The 20,068-nt window shown below is 73.0% G+C and carries 18 protein-coding genes; 4 read left to right on the forward strand and 14 right to left on the reverse strand.

Annotated features, from left to right (window positions below; genetic code table 11):
- The first annotated feature begins 17 nt into the window (after positions 1 to 17).
- The gene (locus FXF65_RS26950) at positions 18 to 488 is read left to right on the forward strand and encodes a DUF4870 domain-containing protein (RefSeq protein ID WP_187412523.1); all 471 of its coding nucleotides are present in this window, start codon (positions 18 to 20) and stop codon (positions 486 to 488) included.
- A gap of 26 nt (positions 489 to 514) precedes the next feature.
- Here the strand turns inward: FXF65_RS26950 and FXF65_RS26955 are convergent, their stop codons facing one another.
- The 3 genes from FXF65_RS26955 to FXF65_RS26965 all read right to left on the reverse strand — a co-directional run bounded on the left by FXF65_RS26955 (position 515) and on the right by FXF65_RS26965 (position 2,884).
- On the reverse strand, positions 515 to 1,339 hold the full coding sequence (locus tag FXF65_RS26955) for an LLM class F420-dependent oxidoreductase (RefSeq protein WP_148352815.1): 825 nt from the start codon (positions 1,337 to 1,339) through the stop codon (positions 515 to 517).
- Between the two features lie 83 nt (positions 1,340 to 1,422).
- Entirely contained in the window at positions 1,423 to 2,178 is a 756-nt protein-coding gene (locus tag FXF65_RS26960; protein WP_246199126.1) for a protein phosphatase 2C domain-containing protein, read from the reverse strand.
- 37 nt (positions 2,179 to 2,215) lie between these two features.
- The gene (locus FXF65_RS26965; protein WP_148352816.1) at positions 2,216 to 2,884 is read right to left on the reverse strand and encodes a cyclase family protein; all 669 of its coding nucleotides are present in this window, start codon (positions 2,882 to 2,884) and stop codon (positions 2,216 to 2,218) included.
- 45 nt (positions 2,885 to 2,929) lie between these two features.
- Between FXF65_RS26965 and FXF65_RS26970 the strand changes: the two genes are divergently transcribed.
- Entirely contained in the window at positions 2,930 to 3,760 is an 831-nt protein-coding gene (locus tag FXF65_RS26970) for a HipA family kinase (RefSeq protein WP_148352817.1), read from the forward strand.
- Positions 3,757 to 4,167 carry a DUF3037 domain-containing protein gene (locus FXF65_RS26975; RefSeq protein WP_148352818.1) on the forward strand — a complete coding sequence of 137 codons (411 nt, stop codon included), beginning with the start codon at positions 3,757 to 3,759 and terminating at the stop codon, positions 4,165 to 4,167. Before FXF65_RS26970 ends, FXF65_RS26975 begins: the two co-directional genes overlap by 4 nt.
- An 11-nt stretch (positions 4,168 to 4,178) precedes the next feature.
- Here FXF65_RS26975 and FXF65_RS26980 read toward each other — a convergent pair whose 3' ends face one another.
- The 10 genes from FXF65_RS26980 to FXF65_RS27025 all read right to left on the reverse strand — a co-directional run bounded on the left by FXF65_RS26980 (position 4,179) and on the right by FXF65_RS27025 (position 18,125).
- Entirely contained in the window at positions 4,179 to 5,087 is a 909-nt protein-coding gene (locus tag FXF65_RS26980) for a hypothetical protein (protein ID WP_148352819.1), read from the reverse strand.
- Between the two features lie 256 nt (positions 5,088 to 5,343).
- On the reverse strand, positions 5,344 to 6,402 hold the full coding sequence (locus FXF65_RS26985) for a helix-turn-helix domain-containing protein (RefSeq protein ID WP_148352820.1): 1,059 nt from the start codon (positions 6,400 to 6,402) through the stop codon (positions 5,344 to 5,346).
- A 123-nt stretch (positions 6,403 to 6,525) separates the two neighbouring features.
- Positions 6,526 to 7,368, reverse strand: a complete 843-nt coding sequence (locus tag FXF65_RS26990; RefSeq protein ID WP_148353013.1) for a GNAT family N-acetyltransferase — start codon at positions 7,366 to 7,368, stop codon at positions 6,526 to 6,528.
- 169 nt (positions 7,369 to 7,537) lie between these two features.
- On the reverse strand, positions 7,538 to 9,127 hold the full coding sequence (locus FXF65_RS26995) for an alpha/beta hydrolase (RefSeq protein ID WP_148352821.1): 1,590 nt from the start codon (positions 9,125 to 9,127) through the stop codon (positions 7,538 to 7,540).
- Between the two features lie 147 nt (positions 9,128 to 9,274).
- Complete coding sequence (locus FXF65_RS27000) at positions 9,275 to 10,879, reverse strand: alpha/beta hydrolase (protein ID WP_246199127.1); 1,605 nt, start codon at positions 10,877 to 10,879, stop codon at positions 9,275 to 9,277.
- A 320-nt stretch (positions 10,880 to 11,199) separates the two neighbouring features.
- Positions 11,200 to 12,837, reverse strand: coding sequence for an alpha/beta fold hydrolase (locus tag FXF65_RS27005; protein ID WP_222868751.1), 1,638 nt, complete (start codon positions 12,835 to 12,837; stop codon positions 11,200 to 11,202).
- A gap of 358 nt (positions 12,838 to 13,195) precedes the next feature.
- Entirely contained in the window at positions 13,196 to 14,389 is a 1,194-nt protein-coding gene (ispG, locus tag FXF65_RS27010) for a flavodoxin-dependent (E)-4-hydroxy-3-methylbut-2-enyl-diphosphate synthase (RefSeq protein WP_378232284.1), read from the reverse strand.
- Between the two features lie 114 nt (positions 14,390 to 14,503).
- A complete protein-coding gene (locus FXF65_RS27015) occupies positions 14,504 to 15,703 on the reverse strand; it encodes a M50 family metallopeptidase (protein ID WP_148352823.1) in 1,200 nt (399 codons plus the stop codon).
- A gap of 42 nt (positions 15,704 to 15,745) precedes the next feature.
- A complete protein-coding gene (dxr, locus tag FXF65_RS27020) occupies positions 15,746 to 16,975 on the reverse strand; it encodes a 1-deoxy-D-xylulose-5-phosphate reductoisomerase (protein ID WP_148353016.1) in 1,230 nt (409 codons plus the stop codon).
- Between the two features lie 52 nt (positions 16,976 to 17,027).
- Positions 17,028 to 18,125 (reverse strand): sensor histidine kinase, encoded by a 1,098-nt coding sequence (locus FXF65_RS27025; protein ID WP_148352824.1) that lies wholly within the window; start codon positions 18,123 to 18,125, stop codon positions 17,028 to 17,030.
- A 263-nt stretch (positions 18,126 to 18,388) separates the two neighbouring features.
- On the opposite strand from FXF65_RS27025, the gene FXF65_RS27030 reads away from it, so the two are divergent.
- A complete protein-coding gene (locus tag FXF65_RS27030; protein WP_148352825.1) occupies positions 18,389 to 18,787 on the forward strand; it encodes a hypothetical protein in 399 nt (132 codons plus the stop codon).
- A 64-nt stretch (positions 18,788 to 18,851) separates the two neighbouring features.
- Here the strand turns inward: FXF65_RS27030 and FXF65_RS27035 are convergent, their stop codons facing one another.
- The gene (locus FXF65_RS27035; protein ID WP_148352826.1) at positions 18,852 to 20,066 is read right to left on the reverse strand and encodes an ABC transporter substrate-binding protein; all 1,215 of its coding nucleotides are present in this window, start codon (positions 20,064 to 20,066) and stop codon (positions 18,852 to 18,854) included.
- Positions 20,067 to 20,068: the final 2 nt, after the last annotated feature.

The following is a 20,068-nucleotide window of genomic DNA, read 5'->3' on the forward strand; positions in this document are numbered from 1 at the left end:
ACCAGAGGGAACGCGCAGTGACCGACCAGCCTCCCCCGTACGGACCGCCGCCCGGTCAGCCGCCGGGCGGGCAGTACGACCCGCGCTGGGGGTACGGGCCGCCCGGCGTCCCGCACGGCATGCCGCAGCACGGGCAGGGCGAGGAGACGACCTGGGCGATCTTCTCCTATGTCGGAGTGGCGGTGATCGGGTTCCTCGCGCCGCTGATCATCTACTGCGTGAAGAAGAACACCTCCCCGTTCACCAGGTACCACGCGGCGCAGGCGCTGAACTACGAGATCACCCTGCTGATCCACCTGCTCGCCGTCGCGGCGCTCTGCGCGGCGCCCGCGATCGTGCTGTCGCCCTGGTTCCTCGTCGCGCTCGCCGTCCCCTACCTGGAGTCGCTGATCGGGCAGTTCGTGTTCGCCATCATCGGCGCGGTGAAGGCCGGGAAGGGGGAGTACGTCCGCTTCCCGACGTTCTTCTGCTTCCGGATGATCCGCTAGCCGAGACCGCGGGGCGGGCGCGCGGGCTACAGGTAGGCGCGGGCGTACTCGTCCAGCAGGGGCAGGACGGCGTCGCGTCCCGCGCCGGGCGCGCGCAGCACCACCTCCTCGATCCCGAGGGACGCGAAGTAGTCGAGCTTCTCCGGGGTCGGGCTCGTGCCGAACGGGACGACCGGCACCATGTCGCGCCCGGCCTCCGCGCAGGCCCGGCGCAGGTCGGGCAGCGCCTCGCGGACGCCCGCCCCGCCGATCGGCAGCCACCCGTCGCCGTACTCGGCGACGTGCGCGAACAGCGTCGGCCCGGACGCGCCGCCGAGCAGCACCGGCACCCGCCGGGACGGCTTCGGCCACGACCAGCACGGGCCGAAGTCCACGAACTCGCCTTCGAAGGACGCCTCGTCGTCCGTCCACAGGGCGCGCATGGCGAGGACGTGCTCGCGCGCCATCGCCCGCCGCCGCTTCCAGGGGACGCCGTGGTCCGCGCCCTCCTCGGCGTTCCAGCCGAAGCCGACGCCGAGCGCGACCCGTCCGCCCGCGAGCCGGTCGAGGGTGGCGACGGCCTTGGCCGTGACGATCGGGTCGCGCTGCGCGGGGAGCAGGACGCCCGTGCCGAGCGTGATCCGCTCCGTCACGGCCGCCGCGGCGGCCAGCGCGACGAGGGGGTCGAGCGTCCGCGCGTACTCGGCGGGCAGGGCCGCGTCGCCGGTCGGCGGCGGCGTCTCGCGGGACACCGGGATGTGCGTGTGCTCCGGCACGTAGACGGACGCGAACCCGCGCTCCTCCGCCGCGCGGGCCAACTCGTGCGGCGGCATGGTCCGGTCGGTCGCGAACATCGTGATCCCGAGCCGCATCCCGCGGCCTCCTCCCGCCGGCGGACGCCCGGCCGCCCACCCTACCGAACCAAGCAGCCGCTCGGTTGGGGCGGGTCGCCCGGTCAGAAGGCGCAGACCGCGACCGTCGCGTCGTCGTGGACCTTGCCGCGCGGCCAGCGGACGGACCTCGGGTCGGTCCGCTCGACCGCGCGCGTCCGCTCGATCAGCCCGGCGGGCCCGGCGGGGCCCGAGGCGAGGTCGGCGAGGCCCTTCCAGTCGGTGACGCCGAACATGTCGGCGAGCCGGGTGGCGCCGTCGGTCAGCAGCAGGACGCGGCTCAGCTCGGCCGCCGGGACGGTCCCGGTGAGCGCCTCGTCCGCCACCGCCGGGTCGGCCGCCGCGTAGTACGGCCCGCCGGTGATCGGACGGAGGCCGCCGCGCCCGTCCAGGATCAGCGTGGAGTCGGCCAGCACCAGGTAGTCGACCAGCTCGCCGCGCCGCCGCACCGCGACCACGGTCGCCGCGGGCGTCGTGGCGAGGCGCAGGTCGCAGGTCGCCCGGTGCGCGGCGGCGACGTCCTCGATCGCCCCGGCGAGCCGCGCCACCAGCGGGCGCTCGCGGGGCCGGTGCGCGCCCTCCGGCGGGCCGACCGGCGCGCTCGCGGCCGGGCCTAGGCCGTCCAGCAGCCGGGCGAGCAGCCGCGCGCCGAGCGAGCGCGCGTACCAGGCCGTGCCGTGCGCGCAGCCGAGGTCGGCGCCGAGCGGCAGCCCGCACCCGTCGAGGACCACGACGGCCCCGGCGGCCGCGGCGGCCGCGGCCACGAAGTCCTCGTTGCCGCGTTCGGCGCTGCCCATGTCGGTCGCCCACGAGACCCTCACGGCACCCGTCCCTCCGTTCGCCCGAATCCAGTATCGGTCACTCGCCGACGCGCGCCACGGCGCGGACCGGAGCGCCGTCCGCGCCCGCGAGCGCGATCGGGAACAGCGACACCTCGACCGCGCGGCCCGCGTCCCGCGCGGCGAGGACGCGGTCGAGCCCGGTGAGGTTCTCGGCGATCACCGCTCCTGCGCCGCAGAGGACGCGGTGCGCCGCGAGGGAGAAGCCGTCCGCGCCGGGCGGCGGGGTGCGGTCGACGCTGAGCGCGTCGACGCCGACCGTCCGCACCCCGGCGGCGACGACCGCCTCCGCCGTCTCGGGCGCCGGGAACGGGTGGGCCAGGTAGTCCTCGCTCCCCCAGTGCTCGGACCAGCCCGTCGCGATGAGCAGGACGACGCCGGGCGCGAGCCCGTCCGGGAGCAGGTCGGGGCCGATGGGCGCGCGGGGCGGGAGACCGCGCGCGTCCATGACGGCGACCGGGCCGGTGAAGCGGGACAGGGGCAGCTCGTCCAGGCGGGGCAGCGCGTCGTCGATGTGGAACGGCGCGTCCACGTGCGTGCCGGTCTGCGAGCCCATGTGCAGCCGGAGCACGTTCACGCCCGCGTCCGCGACGGTCAGCGCCGGGACGGCCGCCACCTCCGGGTCGCCCGGGTACACGGGCATGCCCGTCGTGATCGGCACGGACAGGTCGAGCAGCTCAACGCCCATGCCGCCGATTATCCCGGCCCGCCGCGAACCCGGTAGCGTTGCGACGTGTTGCCACATGTGACAGCCATCCGCTACGTCACGCCGTTGCGTGAGGGCGGGTCGCTGCCGGGCGTCGTCGAGGCCGACGATCTCGGGACCTATGTCATGAAGTTCCACGGCGCCGGGCAGGGCCGCAAGGCGCTGATCGCCGAGGTCGTCGCCGGTGAGCTGGCGCGCCGGCTCGGCTTCCGGGTCCCCGACCAGGTGCTCATCGACCTCGACCCCGCCATCGGGCGGCACGAGCCCGATCCCGACGTGCAGGACCTACTCAAGGCAAGCCCCGGCTGGAACCTCGGCGTCGACTTCCTGCCCGGGTCGCTCGGGTTCGACCCGCTCGGCTGGAGCCCCGACCCCGACTTCGCGTCCCGGGTGCTGTGGCTGGACGCCTTCATCGGCAACGTCGACCGCAGCTGGCGCAACCCGAACATGCTGGTCTGGCACGGCGACGTGTGGCTGATCGACCACGGCGCGAGCCTGATCTTCCACCACGCCTGGACGAACGCGGCCCGCCTGTTCTCCGGCCCCTACGACCTGGACGACCACGTCCTCACCCCGTACGCGACCCGGCTGGAGGCCGCCGAGGCCGAGCTCGCGCCGAAGCTCACCGAGGGCCTGCTGCGCGAGGTCGCCGCCCTGGTCCCCGACCTGTGGCTGGAGGGCGAGCCCGGCTTCGCCGACCCGCAGGCGCTGCGCGACGCCTACGTCGACGTCCTGCTGCCCCGCGCCGGGAAGCCGCGCGACTGGCTGCCGGACCTCGACGTCGCCGGGCGGGCGTCCGGGACGTCCGCGCCGCGCGGCCGGAACCGGCCGGACTGGCTCGGCGGCGGCGCGCCATGAGCCCCGGGACCAACATCAGGACGGCCGACCAGCCCACCGTGTTCGAGTACGCCGTGCTGCGGGTCGTGCCGCGCGTCGAGCGCGGCGAAGTGATGAACGTCGGCGTGGTCGTGTACTGCCGGGCCCTCGACTACCTCGGCTGCCGCGTCCACCTGGACGAGCGGCGCCTGCTCGCCCTCGACCCCACGCTCGACATGGAGGGCGTGCGGGCCGCGCTCAAGGGCGTGGACGCGGTCTGCTGCGGCGGCGAGCGCGCCGGGCAGGCCGCCGAGGAGCCGCCGGGCGCGCGGTTCCGGTGGCTGACCGCGCCGCGGAGCACGATCGTCCAGCCGGGGCCGGTGCACGCCGGGCTCGCCGACGACCCGGCCGCCGAGCTGGACCGGCTACTCGACCTCCTGGTCAAGTAGCACGGGGCGGATTACGTCCACTCCCAGCGGATGCCGTGGTAGCCCGCGGCCATCCCGAACTCGATGAAGTGGACGCTGTGGTAGCTGGACAGCCGCAGGTCCGCGGAGTCCTTGAGCGCGGTGTGGCCGTCGGGACGCCACGTCCGGTAGCACCGGGCGGGCAGCGCCGACGGATGGAACCGCACCTCGATGAGGTACTCGTGCTGGGGCGCGCGGAACCCGCGGCCCTCCTCGTTGATCGGCGGGCCCGTCTCGTCGAACCCGAACCCGTACTCCAGCAGGTAGGTCTCGCCGCGGCCGAGCGACCGGTCGAACAGCAGCTCGGCGGCGATGAGGCCGGTGGCCTCGTCCATCCGGACGCGCCCGAACCGGCACCCGCGCACGGTGCGCGAGGACGGCAGCACGCCCTGCGGATGGTGGTACACGGCGATCCACCGGTCGACGCCGCGCTGCTGCGCCTGGAAGACCGCGCGGACGCGGACCTCGTGCAGCTCCCGGCGGCGGCCGATGAGGTACTGGTCGTGCATGCTGAGCCCGGTGAGCTGCCGCTCGCCGCGATCGCCGATCTCGTTCAGCAGGTCGCGGACGCCCGGCTCCGGGCACAGTTCCTCCACCGGCAGCCATGGCCCGGTGGAGCGTTCTGCCGTGGGCTTCAGCAGCGTCAGCAATGAATGACGCGGCAGTTCGAGGATGACCTCCAGGCCCCGCACGGCGCGCATCGAGTCGGCGCGCTCCGGCCGCGTCCGGCCGCGCTGCCAGTAGCTCAGCGTGGACAGGCTGACCGCGATGCCCTGTTCCTCCAGCCTCCGGCGCAGCGAGTCGAGACTCAGCCCGCGTGCCTGGATCGCCGCGTGCAGGGCGACGTTGAAGGGACCGTACTGAAGGACCTGTAGGAGATCGTCCTCTGCGACACTCTGCATTTTTCGGCCTCCGGATCCGCTCCGGCCGGCCCCCGCACAACGGCCTTGACTACTGCAATTGGAACTTCAGCGCTCACTGTAAGTCCCCCGTGGCTGGATGCCAACAGGCAACTTGCTACAACCGTGAGTCCCGGCGACCGCGTCGCGAGCACCGGAACCCCGGATCGTGCCTGGCGACGCATCCTACCCGCGCGGCCCGCGGTATGCCCGCGAACCGGACTTTCGGTCCGCCATTCCTCCTTCCCATGCCATTGCGTCAATGCCATTCCCATTCGATGCCGACGATGCCGCGCCGGACGGCCCCGACCGCGATGTTCGCGCTGCCCGACGTCCCGATCCACAGCTCGCCGAGCCGCTGCCGGGGAGCCTCGGAGCTCTCCGCGGTGTAGCCGTAGCAGCGGGCCGGGAGCCGCTCGCCCTCAAACTGGATGATCGCCACGTAGTCGTGCACGGGATGGGCGAAGCGACGGTCGTAGCTGTCGTAGGCGGGCTCCTCGACGGGGCCGATCTCGTACTCGACGACGGCCGTGTCCCCAGCGGACAGGACGCGGTCGAAGACCAGCTCGAACGCGACCATCCCGCCCTCGGCGCGGACCCGTCCCGGACGGCAGTACCGCACCTCCGACAGCCCAGCCGTGGCGCTGGCCGTCGCGGCGCCGCCCGCCGCCTGACCGGTTGCGGCCGCCGGGTCGGCGGCGGCCAGCACGCCGCTCGCCGTCACGCCGGACGCGCCGGACGTCCCCACCGGGCCCGCGCCGTCCTCGGAGAAGCCCGCGGGATGGCCGTCGCCGGTGTTCCCCGGCTGCCGCGCGCCCGCGATCTGGTGGACGCACACCACCCGGTCGATGTCGTCGCCGGCCGCGCGCAGCACGGTGCGCACCGACAGCGTCCACGAGCGCCGGACCTCGTTGAGCCGGAAGACGTCATGGATGCTGAGGCGTTCGAGGCGGTGGTCGCCCGACCGGTCGAGCTGGCCGACGAGGTCGGCGTACCGCTCGGGGTCGGGCCACAGATCGCGCGCCGGGCGGTTGCGCTCCCCCGTCCCCGGCGGACCCGCCGCGAGGCCCCCGCGCACCTGCGGCGCGGTGGGCGCTGGATCGTCCAGCAATTCGGTCAGCGTACCCGGCGGCACCTGGAGGATCTCCTCCAGCGCGACGACCACTGCGCGCGAGCGCGGCCTGCTACGACCACGCTGCCAGTAGCTGAGCGTGGCCACGCTGACGGCCAGACCGCGCCTGCCGAGCCGGTGGCGGATCCGTTCCAGGGTCAGCCCGCTGGCCTGAATGGCCTGGCGTAATGCCCCGGCAAACTCCACGGCCGGATGGTACCCGTCCGCGAAGATCGATTCCGGGATTCGGATAGACCAGGCAGGCAATGACAAGTCAGTTGAATCAGACAGACGACGTGGAACGCGGCATGTATGCAAAGAATGCCGACGTCAGAAAAGAATCGACATGAACGAGTCGAGCTCGGTGAACCCGACACGCCGGTACGCGGCGCGTGCCCGCGTGTTGTAGTCGTTGACGTAGAGCGACACCGTCGGTGCGATTCCGCGCAGCGCCTCCCCGACCACCGCCGCCATTCCGGACACCGACCGGCCCTGCCCGCGGAGGTCCGGCGGCACCCACACGCCCTGCACCTGGCAGGCGCGGGGGGTGACGGCGCCGATCTCCGCCTTGAAGGTGACGCGGCCGTCCTCGATGCGGGCGAAGGCGCGGCCGTCGCGGATCAGCTCGGCGACGCGGGCCCGGTAGAGGACGCCGCCGTCGCCGGTGTTGGGCGAGACGCCGACCTCCTCGGTGAACATGGACACGCACGCCGGGTACACGATGTCGAACTCGTCCATCCGGACGCGGCGGACGGACGGGTCGGGCGCCACGTCCGGAACGTCGGACGTCGCCATGACCGGCTGAGCGGCCCGCACCGCCCGCGGCGGCCCCCAGTACGGCGCGAGGATCTCCCAGAGGTCCCCCACGGCCCCCACGGGCCCCACGACGGACGAGCACCGCCTCCCCTGGGCCCTGGCCCGCTCCGCGAACGCACGGACCGCCTCAGGGCCCGCGGCGACCGGGATGAGGTTCGCGCCGGAGTAGCACAGCGAGGTGAGCCGCCCGTCGCGCAGGTAGCCCCACATCTGGGCGCCGAGCCGGCGCGGGTCGAGCCCCGCCGCGTGGACGCGCGACCCGACGAACACGTTGGAGACCGGGTCGGCGTCGAGGATCGCGAGGGCCTCCGCGCGGTGCCGGTCGTCCAGGACGCGGACCGGCAGCGAGCCCAGCATGCGCACGGCTACCGGCTCCGGGACGGGAACGGCCCCCGCTGGGCCCTCACCACTGAAAGCTCCACGTGGCCAAGCCTATGTCGTCGGCGGTCCGCGCACCCCCGTGGCCCCGGAGACGGCGCCGTCCGGCCGCGGTCTCCTACCCCTGAGGAGACCCCCGCGCCCCCGCTCAGCGCTGGGCGGCGGTGTGCTCGGCCCTGTCCGGCCGCTTGTCCTTGGCGGGCTCGGGTTCGGACGGGGCGGCGCAACTCGCGTCCGGTCCCGGCTTGCTCGCGGGGAGGCGGCCGTCGGCGAGGTAGGCGGCGACCGCGCCGTCGACGCACTTGTCGCCGGACAGCGAGACGCCGTGGTTGCGCCCGCCGACCTGCGCGATCAGCCGCGACGACGGGAACGCGCGGTGCGTTTCGAGCGCGCCCGGGTACGGGGTGGCCGCGTCCTCGGTTGCCTGGACGAGCAGGAGCGGCGGCAGCGCCGCGGTCCCGGCCACGCGGGGCGGCGGGCCGCCGGTCCCCGGCCAGAACGCGCAGGGCGCGTTGTACCAGGTGTTGCTCCAGGTCTCGAAGCGGTAGCCCTCCCGGTAGAGGCGGGCGCTGTCGGCGTGCCAGCGGCCCCAGTCGCGCGGCCAGGCCGCGTCCCGGCACTGGACGGCGTTGTAGACCGCGTAGTTGTTCTGGTCGAGCTTGCCCGGCGGCTGCCACGCCTTGCGCAGCGGCCCGGCGTCGTGCCGGACGACGAAGGCCGACAGCGCCCTGGCGTGCGCGTCCCAGCCGTAGTCGCCGTAGCCGTCGGCGAGGAACACGTCGTCCAGTTCGGACGGGCCGATCTTCCCGTCGACGGGGTCGTTCCCGAGCGCCTGCCGCGCCTTCGCGTACGCGGCGGCGACCCGAGGCTCCGTCGCGCCCAGCCGGTAGACCTTGTCGTGGCGGGCGATCCAGGTGAAGTAGGCGCGGATCCGCTTCTCGAACGCGACGTTCTGGTCGAGGTTGTCCTGGTACCAGACCCCGCTCGGACGGACGACGCTGTCGAGCACCATGCGGCGGACCCGTCCGGGGAACATCGTCGCGTACACCGCGCCCAGGTAGCTGCCGTAGGAGTAGCCGAAGTAGTTGAGCCTCTCCTGGCCGAGGGCCTGGCGGATCTCGTCCATGTCGCGCGCCCAGTTCGCCGTGCCCATGTGCGGGAGGATCCTGCCGTACTTGCGGGCGCAGTCGTTCGCGAACGCCTTGGCACGCTCCGTCCAGGCCCGCTCGGCGGCGGCGTCAGCGGGAATGGTGTCGGGACGGGCGCGACCAGGGTCCTGGTAGGACGGGTCGCAGATCAGGGACGGTGCGCTTGCCCCGACACCACGCGGGTCGAAACCGATCCAGTCGTAGGACGCGGCGACGCCCTTCGGGACCGCGGACTTGAAGAAGCCGGGGAGGTCGCGTCCGTGCGCGCCCGGTCCGCCCCTGTTCAGCAGGACGACTCCCTGGGAGCGCGACGCTGTGTGCCGCGCGCGGGTCAGTTCGAGCGTGATCTGCTCGCCGCGCGGCCGCGCGTAGTCGAGCGGGACCCGCACCGACGCGCACTGGAGGCCCTTGAGGCGTCCGCCCTCGACCGGATCCTTGGCGGGGCACGCCCGCCATGCCGGTCCGGTCGGCCGCGGCTCAGGGGCGGAACGGGGCGCGGCGGTGGCCGGCGCCCCGAGGGCCGCGGCTCCGAACGTGATCGCGGCGGCGGCCGTCCCGGCGGCGGCCCTCTTCCCAGCGTCGTTCAGCACACCCGCTTTCTACCGGGGGACGGCGTCTGACCAGTGCATCCCCGGGATCACGCGATTCCCGTCCGAACCGGGACGTGTCACACGATCGCGCGGCGTGCCCGCCCGCTCCGCGGGACGGGCGGGCACGCCGCGGTCACGGTTCGCGTGCTACGGGCGTCGTCCGACCGGGAGGTCCTTGCCCGCGCGGGCTCCGGCGGCCTTCGCCTGCATGGCCGTCGGGTCCGGGTCGTTCAGCTCCGGGACGGCCTTGCAGTAGGCGTCCGGCCCTCGGTGGCTGCGCGGCAGCGCACCCGTGTCGAGGTAGGCGGCGACCTTGTCGTCCAGGCAGGCGTTGCCGTTCAGCGTGTTGGCGTGCGTCTTGCCGCCGAGCTCGAACACCAGGCGCGAGGACGGGAACACCTTGTGCATCTCAAGTCCGCCGACGACCGGCGTCGCCGCGTCCTGCGTGGACTGGACGAGCAGCATCCCCGGCAGGCTCTTGCTGCCCTGCAGCTTGAACTTCGGACCGCCGTTGAACGGCCAGAACGCGATGGGCGCGTTGTACCAGACGTTGCTCCAGGTGTTGAACCGGTAGCCCTGCTTGTAGAGCTTCGCGGCGTCGTTGTGCCACTTGCTCCAGCTGCGCGGCCACTTGGCGTCCGCCGCCTGGACGGCGTTGTACACGGCGAAGTCGTTGTCCTCCCCGCCGGTGTTGAGCCAGTCGAGGAGACCCGAGGCGTCGTTGCCGTTGACCCACGCCGACAGCGCCTGGGCGAACGGGATGTAGTAGCCGGTGTTGTAGCCGGCGGTCAGGACGATGTCGTCCAGCTCGTCCGGGCCGATCTTCCCGGCGATGGGGGCCTTCTTCGCCGCGGCGCGCGTCGCGTAGTACTTGGCCTCGACCGCCTTCTCGGTCTTGCCGAGGTGGTACAGCGAGTCCCACTTGGCGATCCACGCCCACCAGGACTTCATGTTCTTCTCGAACGCCTTGTCCTGTTCGAGCTGGGAGTCGTACCAGACCGTCCTGGGGTTGACGTTGCCGTCCAGGACCATCCGGTCGACGCGCTTGGGGAAGAGCGTGGCGTAGGTGGCGCCGAAGTACGTCCCGTAGGAGAAGCCGTACCAGCTGATCTTCGGCTGGCCGAGGGCGGCGCGGATCGTGTCGATGTCGCGCGCGGCGTCGGTGGTGCGCATGTGCGGCAGCAGCCAGCCGAACTTGGTGGCGCAGTCCTTGGCGTACTTCGCCGACTTGGCGATCCAGGCGGCCTCCTCCTTCTTCGAGGAGGGGACGTAGTCCGGCCTGACCGGGTTGAAGAAGTTCGGGTCGCAGGTCAGCGCGGGCTTGCTGGAGCCGACGCCGCGGGGGTCGAAGCCGATGATGTCGTACTTGGCGGCGACGTCGGCGTGCCCGGTCCCGGCGATCCAGCGGGCGAGCGCGGGCGCGTACGGCAGGCCGGACCCGCCGGGGCCGCCCGGGTTCACGAACAGGACGCCCTTGTAGTTCTTGTCGTCGGTGTGCCTGAACCGCGACACCGCGATGGAGATCTTGCGGCCGCCGGGGCGGGAGTAGTCGAGGGGGACCGCGACCTGGGCGCACTGCGCCTGGTTCATCGGGTCGTTCGGCCCGCTGACCTCGCACTTGCCCCAGTCGATCCCGGTGGCCGCGACCGGCGCGGCGCCGGCCCGGCCGGTGTCGGCGTTCGCGGCGACGGCGGCTCCGGTGCCGCCCGCCGCGACGGCCGCCGCGGCCGTGACGAGAAGAATCCTTTTCACCTGACCCCCTCAGATCGGCGGCTCGGGCCCCGGTCGGAGGGCCGGAGGGAGAGCCACGCCGATGCATAGCGGATGCGGATTGCGTGGAGATTGTGACGGTCCAGCCGGTTGTGACGGCAGTGCCGGGAAGGAGTGGATGCGGAATCGTGACAAGATCAGCGGAACTTCGTGACGTGGCCGGGCGTTCGCCCCCGGCGCGACCCGCCCGCCGCGTGTGCGCGGCGGGCGGGTGCGGGGCGTCGGCCCGTGGACCGGCGCGGTGCCGTGTCACTCGGTTCCGTGACCTACTCGTTTCCGTGTCTCACGTCCCGCGGGGGACGTCAGCGGATGACGTCCGCCTCGATCCGGGCGGCCGCACCGGCGCCCGTGAGGCTCTTCGCGTTCGCCGCCGCCGGCGGGGTCGGGTCGCCGAGCTGCGGGACGTGGACCGTCCGCGCGCTCGGGCGCTCGCCGCGCAGGAAGTAGGCGTCGAAGTAGGCGTCCACCGCCGCCGAGCCGCGGTGCACGATGCAGTGCGTGCGGTCGCCGTCCTGGACGACGAGGCGCGACCCCTTGAGGCGGCGCTGCATGTCGAGGGCGCCCGCGTACGGCGTGGCGGCGTCCTCGGTCGACTGGAACATCAGGATGTTGTTCGGCAGGTCACGGGTGTGCCCGATGTCGACCGGCTTGCCGGCCTTGGCGCCCCAGAACAGGCACGGCGCGTTGAACCAGGCGTTGGCCCAGGTCTCGAACGGGTGCTTGCGCTGGATGCGGTCGTTGTCCCGCTGCCACTTCTTCCAGCTCAGCGGCCACTGGACGTCCGTGCACTGCACGGCGAGGTAGACGGCGTTGCTGTTGTCGTCAGAGCCACCGGTGGTCGGGGCACCGAAGGTCTGCGCGAACGTCGCGACGTCGCCCTTGGCGAGCGCCGAGAGCCCGGACGCGTACCCGTGCCAGACGGCCTGGCTGCGCCGGTAGCCCGCGTTCAGGATCACGTCGGTCAGCTCGTCCGGCCCGACGGCGAGGGTCTGGCCGCTGTCGGGGTCGGTGTAGAGAAGCGGCTTCTTCGTGAGCGCCTTGCGCAGGCCGTAGAAGAAGGCGCGGACGTCGCTCTGCTTCTTGCCGAGGTGGTACACCGAGTCGTACTTGGCGACCCAGCCGAGGTAGTACTCGAAGTTCTTGTCGAACTGGATGTCCTGGTTGAGGTTCGCGTCGTACCAGGCGTCCGACGGGCCGACGTTGCCGTCCAGCACCATCTTGTCGACCTTCTTCGGGTACACCGTGGCGTACGCCGAGCCGAGGTAGGTGCCGTAGGACGCGCCGTAGTAGTCGAGCTTGTCGTTGCCGAGCGCACGACGGATCGACTCGACGTCGTTGACCGAGTCGATGGTCTTGATGTGGTTCAGCAGCCCGATCTTGTCGTTCTTGGCGCAGTTCTCGGCGTAGCCCTTGGTCAGCTTCAGCCAGGTGCGGACGGACGCGCGGTCGCCGGTGCCGTAGTCCGGCCGCGGCGCGTTCGAGTAGTTCTTGTCGCAGGTGAGCGCCGGAACGCTCATGCCGACGCCGCGCGGGTCGAACCCGATGACGTTGTACGCGTCGCGCATGGCGGCGGAGTTCTGCGCGAACACCCGAGGCCCGAAGAGCGCGCCGCCGCCGCCCGGACCGCCGGGGTTGACCACGATGTCGCCCTTGGCCTTGCCCTTGCCGGTGTGCGGCGTCCGGGTGAGCTGGAGCGTGATCTTCTTGCCGCTCGGCTTGGCGTAGTCCAGCGGCACCGACAGCTCGGCGCACTGCACGATCTTCGAGACCGGATAGATCACGTCGTACAGGTCGTGCACCTGCTGGACGAAGTCCGCCGGACAGGCGTGCCACTTCGCGGCGGCGGGTTCGAAGCCTCCGGCCGATCCGGTGGAGGGGCCCGCGGCCTGCGCGCTTGTGGCGCCCAGCCCGGTGAGACCGAGCCCGGCCACCGCGGCCATGACAACGATCCTCTTCACAAATCCCCCTAAACGTGCCGACTCCGATTGAGTCAGACATACGGGTAAATGAGTGAAGATTGTGGCGTCCTGCGCTCGGGGCCCGACAGGGCCCCCCATGAGTGGATGCGGAATCGTGACAAGATCAGCGGAACTTCGTGATCAGCGCGGACGTTCCGGATCCAGAGTCGCGCGGCGCGTATATTCAGCGGCCCGGAACAGATGATCCGGGCACACCGAAAAGGGCCCCGGGGTGACGTTCACCCGGAGCCCTCGTACCAGTTCTCGTGCCGGCCCTCAGCCGCTCGCGCGGCGGTCGCCGGTCAGCTCACGACCACCCGGTCAGCTCACGACCACCTGGTCAGCTCACGACCACCTCGGCGCCCGGTCCGGAGACGACGCCGTCCTCGCCGATCTCGACGCCCATCTCGTCGGCGATGCGCATGGCCTCCTCGATCAGGGTCTCCACGATCTGCGCCTCCGGGACGGTCTTGACGACCTGCCCCTTCACGAAGATCTGCCCCTTGCCGTTCCCGGACGCGACGCCGAGGTCGGCCTCGCGCGCCTCGCCCGGCCCGTTCACGACGCAGCCCATCACCGCGACGCGCAGCGGGACGGGGAAGTCCTTCAGCCCGGCGGTGACGCGCTCGGCCAGCGTGTAGACGTCGACCTGGGCGCGCCCGCAGGACGGGCACGACACGATCTCCAGCCCGCGCTGCCGCAGCCCGAGCGACTCCAGGATCGCGGTGCCGACCTTGACCTCCTCGACGGGAGGCGCCGAAAGGGACACCCGGATCGTGTCGCCGATGCCCTCGGCGAGCAGCGCGCCGAACGCGACCGCGGACTTGATCGTCCCCTGGAAGGCGGGGCCCGCCTCGGTCACGCCGAGGTGCAGCGGGTAGTCGCACGCCGCCGCGAGCCGCCGGTAGGCGTCGATCATCACGACCGGGTCGTTGTGCTTGACCGAGATCTTGATGTCGCGGAAGCCGTGCTCCTCGAACAGCGAGCACTCCCAGAGCGCCGACTCCACCAGCGCCTCCGGCGTGGCCTTGCCGTGCTTCTCCAGCAGCCGCTTGTCGAGCGACCCGGCGTTCACCCCGATCCGGATCGGGACCCCGGCGTCGGTCGCGGCGCGGGCGATCTCGCCGATCTTGTCGTCGAACTTCTTGATGTTGCCCGGGTTCACCCGGACGGCGGCGCACCCCGCGTCGATCGCCGCGAACACGTACTTGGGCTGGAAGTGGATGTCGGCGATCACGGGGATCGGCGACTTGCGGGCGATCGCGGGGAGCGCGTCGGCGTCGTCCTGGGACGGCACCGCGACCCGCACGATCTGGCAGCCCGCGGCGGTCAGCTCCGCGATCTGCTGCAGCGTGGCGTTCACGTCGGCGGTCAGCGTCGTCGTCATCGACTGCACCGACACCGGCGCGTCGCCCCCGACCGGCACGTTCCCGACCATGATCTGCCGGGAGCCGCGGCGGGGAGTGGAGAGCCCCGGCGCCCCCTGACCATCGCTCTCGCCGCGGATGTTCGGCATTCCCAGTGAAACGCTCATCCCTCTCCTCTTACTCAGGGCCCCGTACAAGCCTAAGCGTCCTCCGTGGCCGGGGAGACGGCGCCCCGCGCCCGGCCACGTGAGCATTCAACTACTCTAGGTCAACATTTTGTGTCATTCCGGTACGTGGAGCGGATTGACGAGATCGGCGAGGATCAGCAGCACCCCGAGGCCCACGAGCAACAGCACCGCGAGATACGTCAACGGCAGCAGCCTGGTCATGTCGACCGTGCCCGGGTCCGGACGGCCGCGGACCCGGTTCACCGCCGCCCGCGCCCGCTCGTATCCGACGACCGCGAGATGGCCGCCGTCCAGCGGCAGCAGGGGCAGCACGTTCAGCGCCCCGAGGAAGATGTTCACCGAGACGACCAGCGACAGATACAGGGCGGCCTTGTCGCGGGCCGACGTCTCGGACGCGAAGATCTGGCCGGACACGTCCGTCGCGCCGACCACGCTGCCGACCTGCCCGCCGGGCGTGCTCTCCCGCTCCGGCGAGAACAGCTTCGGGATCGCGGACGGCAGGTCCGCCGCGACTTCCCCGATGCCCGCGACGGTGCGGCCGATGCCGCGGCCGGCGAACACGGCGGCGCCGATCGGGCCGGTCCGGTCGTAGCCCGCGCCGACGACCTTCGCGGACATGCCGACGAACGCCGCGCCGTCCACGTCCGCGAGCGTGACGGGCAGCGTCACCGGGCGCGCCTCGCCCGGCCGCCGCACGACGACCGGCACCGTCTGCCCCGGCTTCGCCCCGCTGATCGCCTTGGTGAGGTCGTGCCAGTCGGAGACGGGCGTCCCGTTGAACGACACGACGCGGTCCCCCGCCCGCAGCCCCGCCCGCGCGGCCGGGGACGGCGGGCGCCCCGCCGCGCACTCGGCCCGCAGCCCGGAGGGCACGCACCGGGTCACCTCGTCCACGGTGCTCGTCACGGTGCCGGGGTCGCGCACGCCGATCGTCATCGCCATGACCATGAGCAGGAGGAACGCGAACACGAAGTTGGCGACGACGCCCGCCCCGATCACGACCGCGCGGCGCCCGGCGGGCTGCCGGTAGAACGCGCGGGGACGGTCCCGCGGCTCGACCTCCTCCAGCGGCGTGTAGCCCACGATCTTGACGAACCCGCCGAGCGGGATCGCCTTGACGCCGTACTCGGTCTCGCCCCGGCGCGTCGACCACAGCGTCGGGCCGAACCCGACGAAGTACTGCGTGGCCTTCATCCCGAACCGCTTCGCGGTGAGCAGGTGCCCGCCCTCGTGCAGCATCACCGACACCAGGAGCGCGACGACGAACGCCGCCGCGCCGAGGAAGAAGGCCATCCGGGTCCCCTTGGCGTCGTCCGGAGGCGGACCCCCGGTGTTTCAGTCGGTTCCGGCCAGTTCCCTGGCCCTGCCGCGGGCCCACCCGTCGGCCGCGAGGACGCCGTCCAGCGTCGGCTCCCCGGACCGGTCCCGACCGTGCTCGCGTTCGTGCTCGTCCATCACGCGCGCGATCGTGTCGACGATCCCGAGGAACGGGAGACGGCCGGCGCGGAACGCGTCCACACATTCCTCATTGGCGGCGTTGTAAACGGCGGGGAACGTCCGTCCCAGCTCACCGGCCCGGCGGGCGAGCGCGACGGCGGGGAACGCCTCGTCGTCGAGCGGGAACAGCTCCCAGGTGTGCGCCCGCGTCCAGTCGACGCCGGGCGCGGCGTCCGGGACGCGGTGCGGCCAGTCGACGCCGAGCGCGATCGGCAGCCGCATGTCGGGCGGGCTCGCCTGCGCCAGCGTGGACCCGTCGGTGAACTCCACCATCGAGTGGATCATCGACTGCGGGTGCACCATGACCTCGATCCGGTCCATCGGGACGTCGAACAGCAGGTGCGCCTCGATGACCTCCAGCCCCTTGTTGACCAGGGTCGCGGAGTTGATCGTGATGACCGGGCCCATGTCCCAGGTGGGGTGGTTCATCGCCTGCTCGGGCGTGACGTCCGCCAGCTCGGCGCGGCCGCGGCCGCGGAACGGTCCGCCGCTCGCGGTGAGGACGAGCCGCCGCACCTCGTCCGGGCTCCCGCCGCGCAGGCACTGCGCGAGCGCCGAGTGCTCGGAGTCGACCGGGACGATCTGCCCCGGCCGCGCCCGCTCCTTGACCAGCGGCCCGCCGACGATCAGCGACTCCTTGTTGGCGAGCGCGAGCGTGCGGCCGGCGTCCAGCGCGGCGAGCGTGGAGGCGAGCCCGAGCGCCCCCGTCACCCCGTTCAGCACCACGTCGCAGGGCCAGGCGGCGGTCTCGGCCACCGCGTCCGGGCCCGCGACGATCTTCGGGATGGCGAAGTCGCCGGACGCGTACCCGCGCCGCTTGGCCTCGGTGTAGAAGGCGAGCTGGAGCTCCTGCGCGGCGGACGCCTTGGCGACGGCGACGACCTCGGGCCGAAACTCCAGCGCCTGCTCGGCGAGCAGGGCGACCCGTCCGCCGCCCGCCGCGAGGCCGGTCACCCGGAACCTGCCGGGGTTGCGGCGGACGACGTCCAGCGCCTGCGTGCCGATCGAACCGGTGGAGCCGAGGACGACCAGCTCGCGGACCGCCCCGTCGGGGCTTGAGGGAGACATCACCGGACCATTGTCGGACATCGCCGCGCGCGGGGCGCGTCCCCGCCGCGACTCATCCGGCCTGATCCCCGTCGAGGCCGGGTCGGACCAGCGGCAGCCTCAGGACGAGCCGGGCGCCCCGCGCGGCGTCCCCGGCGTAGAGGCGGCCGCCGTGCGCGACGGCGACCTCCCGCGCGATCGCGAGGCCGAGGCCGCTGCCGCCGGCCGCGCGGCTGCGCGCGGCGTCCAGCCGGGAGAAGCGCTCGAACACCCGGTCGCGGTCGGCGGGCGGGATGCCGGGGCCGTCGTCGCGCACCTCCGCGACCGCCTCCCCCGGCTCGGCCCGCACCTCGACCTCGATCCTCGTGGCGGCGTGCCGCTCGGCGTTGGCCAGCAGGTTCAGCAGGACGCGGCAGAGCCGCGCCCGGTTCGCGTCCACGAGCACGCCCGGCTCGGCCCGCACCGACAGCGGGACGGGCGGCGCGCGGCGGCGGGTCTCGTCCTCGACCAGCGCGCCGAGGTCGAGGCGCTCGCGGGGCGCGCGCTCCCCGGAGTCCAGCCGGGCGAGGACGAGGAGGTCGTCGACGATCTGGTGCAGCCGGTCCACGTCGCCGAGCGCGCCGCGCAGGGTGTCGACGAGCTCGGCGTCGTCCGGGACGGCGAGGGCGAGCTCGATGCGGGTCCGCAGCCCGGCGAGGGGCGTGCGGATCTCGTGCGAGGCGTCGGCGATGAACGCGCGCCGCTCCAGCGCCTCGTTCTCCAGCCGGCCGAGCAGGCAGTTGACCCGGCCGGCGAGGCGCTCGACCTCGTCCCCGCTGGCCGGCACCGCGACCCGGCGGGCGAGGTCGGCGCCGCGCAGCCGGTCGAGGTCGGCGTCGAGCCGCTCCACCGGCCCGAGCGCCCGCCCGACCGCGCGCCGGACGCCCCACACCGCGAGCCCGGCCGCGACGGCGCACAGCAGGGCCGTCACGGTGAGCAGGACGCCGGTGCGGCGGACGTCGGCGAGCAGGTAGAGCGCGCCGGCCGCCACGATCACCGCGCCCGCCAGCGGGGGCGCGGTCGCGGCGAGCGCCCGCGGTGTCACGCGCGCCCGCGCTGAACCGGGCGCGGAACCTGGCGCGGTATCGGGTCCGCGCGGCCGGACGCGCGTCCCGCCGTTCCGGACCGACATGCCTCCTTTGTACGCAATATCAGTCAAAGAAAAGGCAAAGGGCCCGACGGCGGAGCGTATCGCGGTGGTTTGCGTACGCCCTGGTCAACGGGGCCATCGGGGGGCGGAGGCCGCGCGCGCGGGCGCGTAGCGCGGACGGTCGAGGACGGCCGCCCGACACGTAAGCCTTTGCCACCCTTTTCACACACGGTAACAATGACAACACCCGCACCGCCCTATAAAGGAAGTCACGTGACGTCGACTCCCGCCAGGGGGATGGGGACATGGGGCAGACGGACGAGCCGACGATGGACCCGCGCGGGCTGAGCACGGCCCAGCGCTTCGGGGAAGCGTGCGTCGTCTGCCGCCGGAAATGGCCCCGGCCGCGCGTCCGCGTCGGCCGGCTGCCGGACTCGACCGGCGTCTTCGCGTGCGAGGAGTGCGCGCCCGCCCCGCCGGCGCCCCGCCGCGCGCGGCGCCCGAGGGAAGCGGTCACGAGCGTCGGACGGCCCGCCGGAGAGCGGCCGCCGGCAAGGGCGACGGCGCCCGCCGCCCGGACGGACACCGTACTGCGGGACACCGCGCCGCGGGACGCCGTCTGGGACGACGCCGCCGCCGTGGAGGTCTCTCCAGGGAGAAGGGTGACCCGGGCGTTCGGGGGGAAGTCCGGGACCACCCGATAGGCGCGCCCGGCTGGGGGCGGCCGGGCGCGCCGGAGAGACCCTCTCCGGCGTCCGCGTCAGCGCGCTAGAGCTTCGTGGACTCGATCCACGTCCTCGTCCACTCGGCGTAGTCGGTGCAGTCGTTCTTCTTGGCCTTGGCGTCGCACGCCTTGGTGGGCGCGTGCGCGAAGACGATCTTCTCCAGGTAGTCGCGGTCGCCGACGTGGTAGGCGGCGCAGAAGCCGGGCTTGAGCCGGTCGCCCGAGCACGCCTGCGGGTTGGCGGGCGCCACGCCGGTCCACTCAGCCACCTGCTGCTGGACGTCGGGCGACGCCGTCCACTGGAGCCACTGGTACATGCAGTTCGGGTGCTGGACGCGGGCGCCGATCATCCAGGCGTCCATCCAGCCGGTCACGCCCTCGGACGGCAGCACCCCCTGGACGGGACGCGACGCGCGGTTCAGGACGTCCACCTGGTACGGCCCCGCCTGCCCGAGCACGGCCCGGCCGCCCGCGAACGCGCTGACGGCGTCGGCGGGCCGCTCCCAGTACTCCTCGACGTGCGGGCGCTGCCTGGTCAGGACGCGGCCCGCCGCGGCGAGCTGCGCGGGCGTCAGCGAGTACGGGTCGCGGATCTTGAGCTTGCGGTCGCGGCCCTTGAGGTAGAGCGCCGCCTCGGCGATGGCGAGCGGGCTGTCGCGCATGACGATCCTGCCGGAGTAGCGGCGCGCCTGGGCCGGGTCGAACAGCGCGGACCAGCCGCTCGGCGGCGGGACGGCCCGCGTGTCGTACATCAGCAGGTTGGCGCTCCACACGTACGGGACGCCGTAGGTCTTGCCGTTCCGCCGCAGCAGGCCGCGCAGCTTCGGCTCCAGCTTCTTGTAGCCGTCGACGAGGTCGGTGTTGACCGGGGCGACCTGGTTCTCGGCGACGAGGCGTCCGGCGACCTCGGGCGGGGCGGCGACGCCGTCGTACCGGCGGTCGGCGTCGCGCATGAGGCCGGCCATCTCCTCGGGGGTCTTGACGGCCTTCAGCCCGACCTTGCAGCCGGTGCGCTCCTGGAACGGGGTGACCCAGTCGACGCGCGGGTCGGTGCCGCCGCTCTCGATGGAGCCGGGCAGCGCGAGGAGGTTCAGCATGCCCTCGCCGGGCCCGAGGGTGCTCGCGGCCTTGGCGACGCCGACCGGCTCGTCGTCGCCTTCACTGCCGCCGAGGCCCGCGGCGGCGAGCGCGAGGGCCACCGCGACGGCGACCGCGACGGCCGCCCCCGCCTTGACCCGTGTCGTGGCCTTGAACCGCATCT

Origin of the sequence: Actinomadura syzygii, from assembly GCF_008085905.1 — a bacterium.
GTDB classification, from domain to species: domain Bacteria; phylum Actinomycetota; class Actinomycetes; order Streptosporangiales; family Streptosporangiaceae; genus Spirillospora; species Spirillospora syzygii.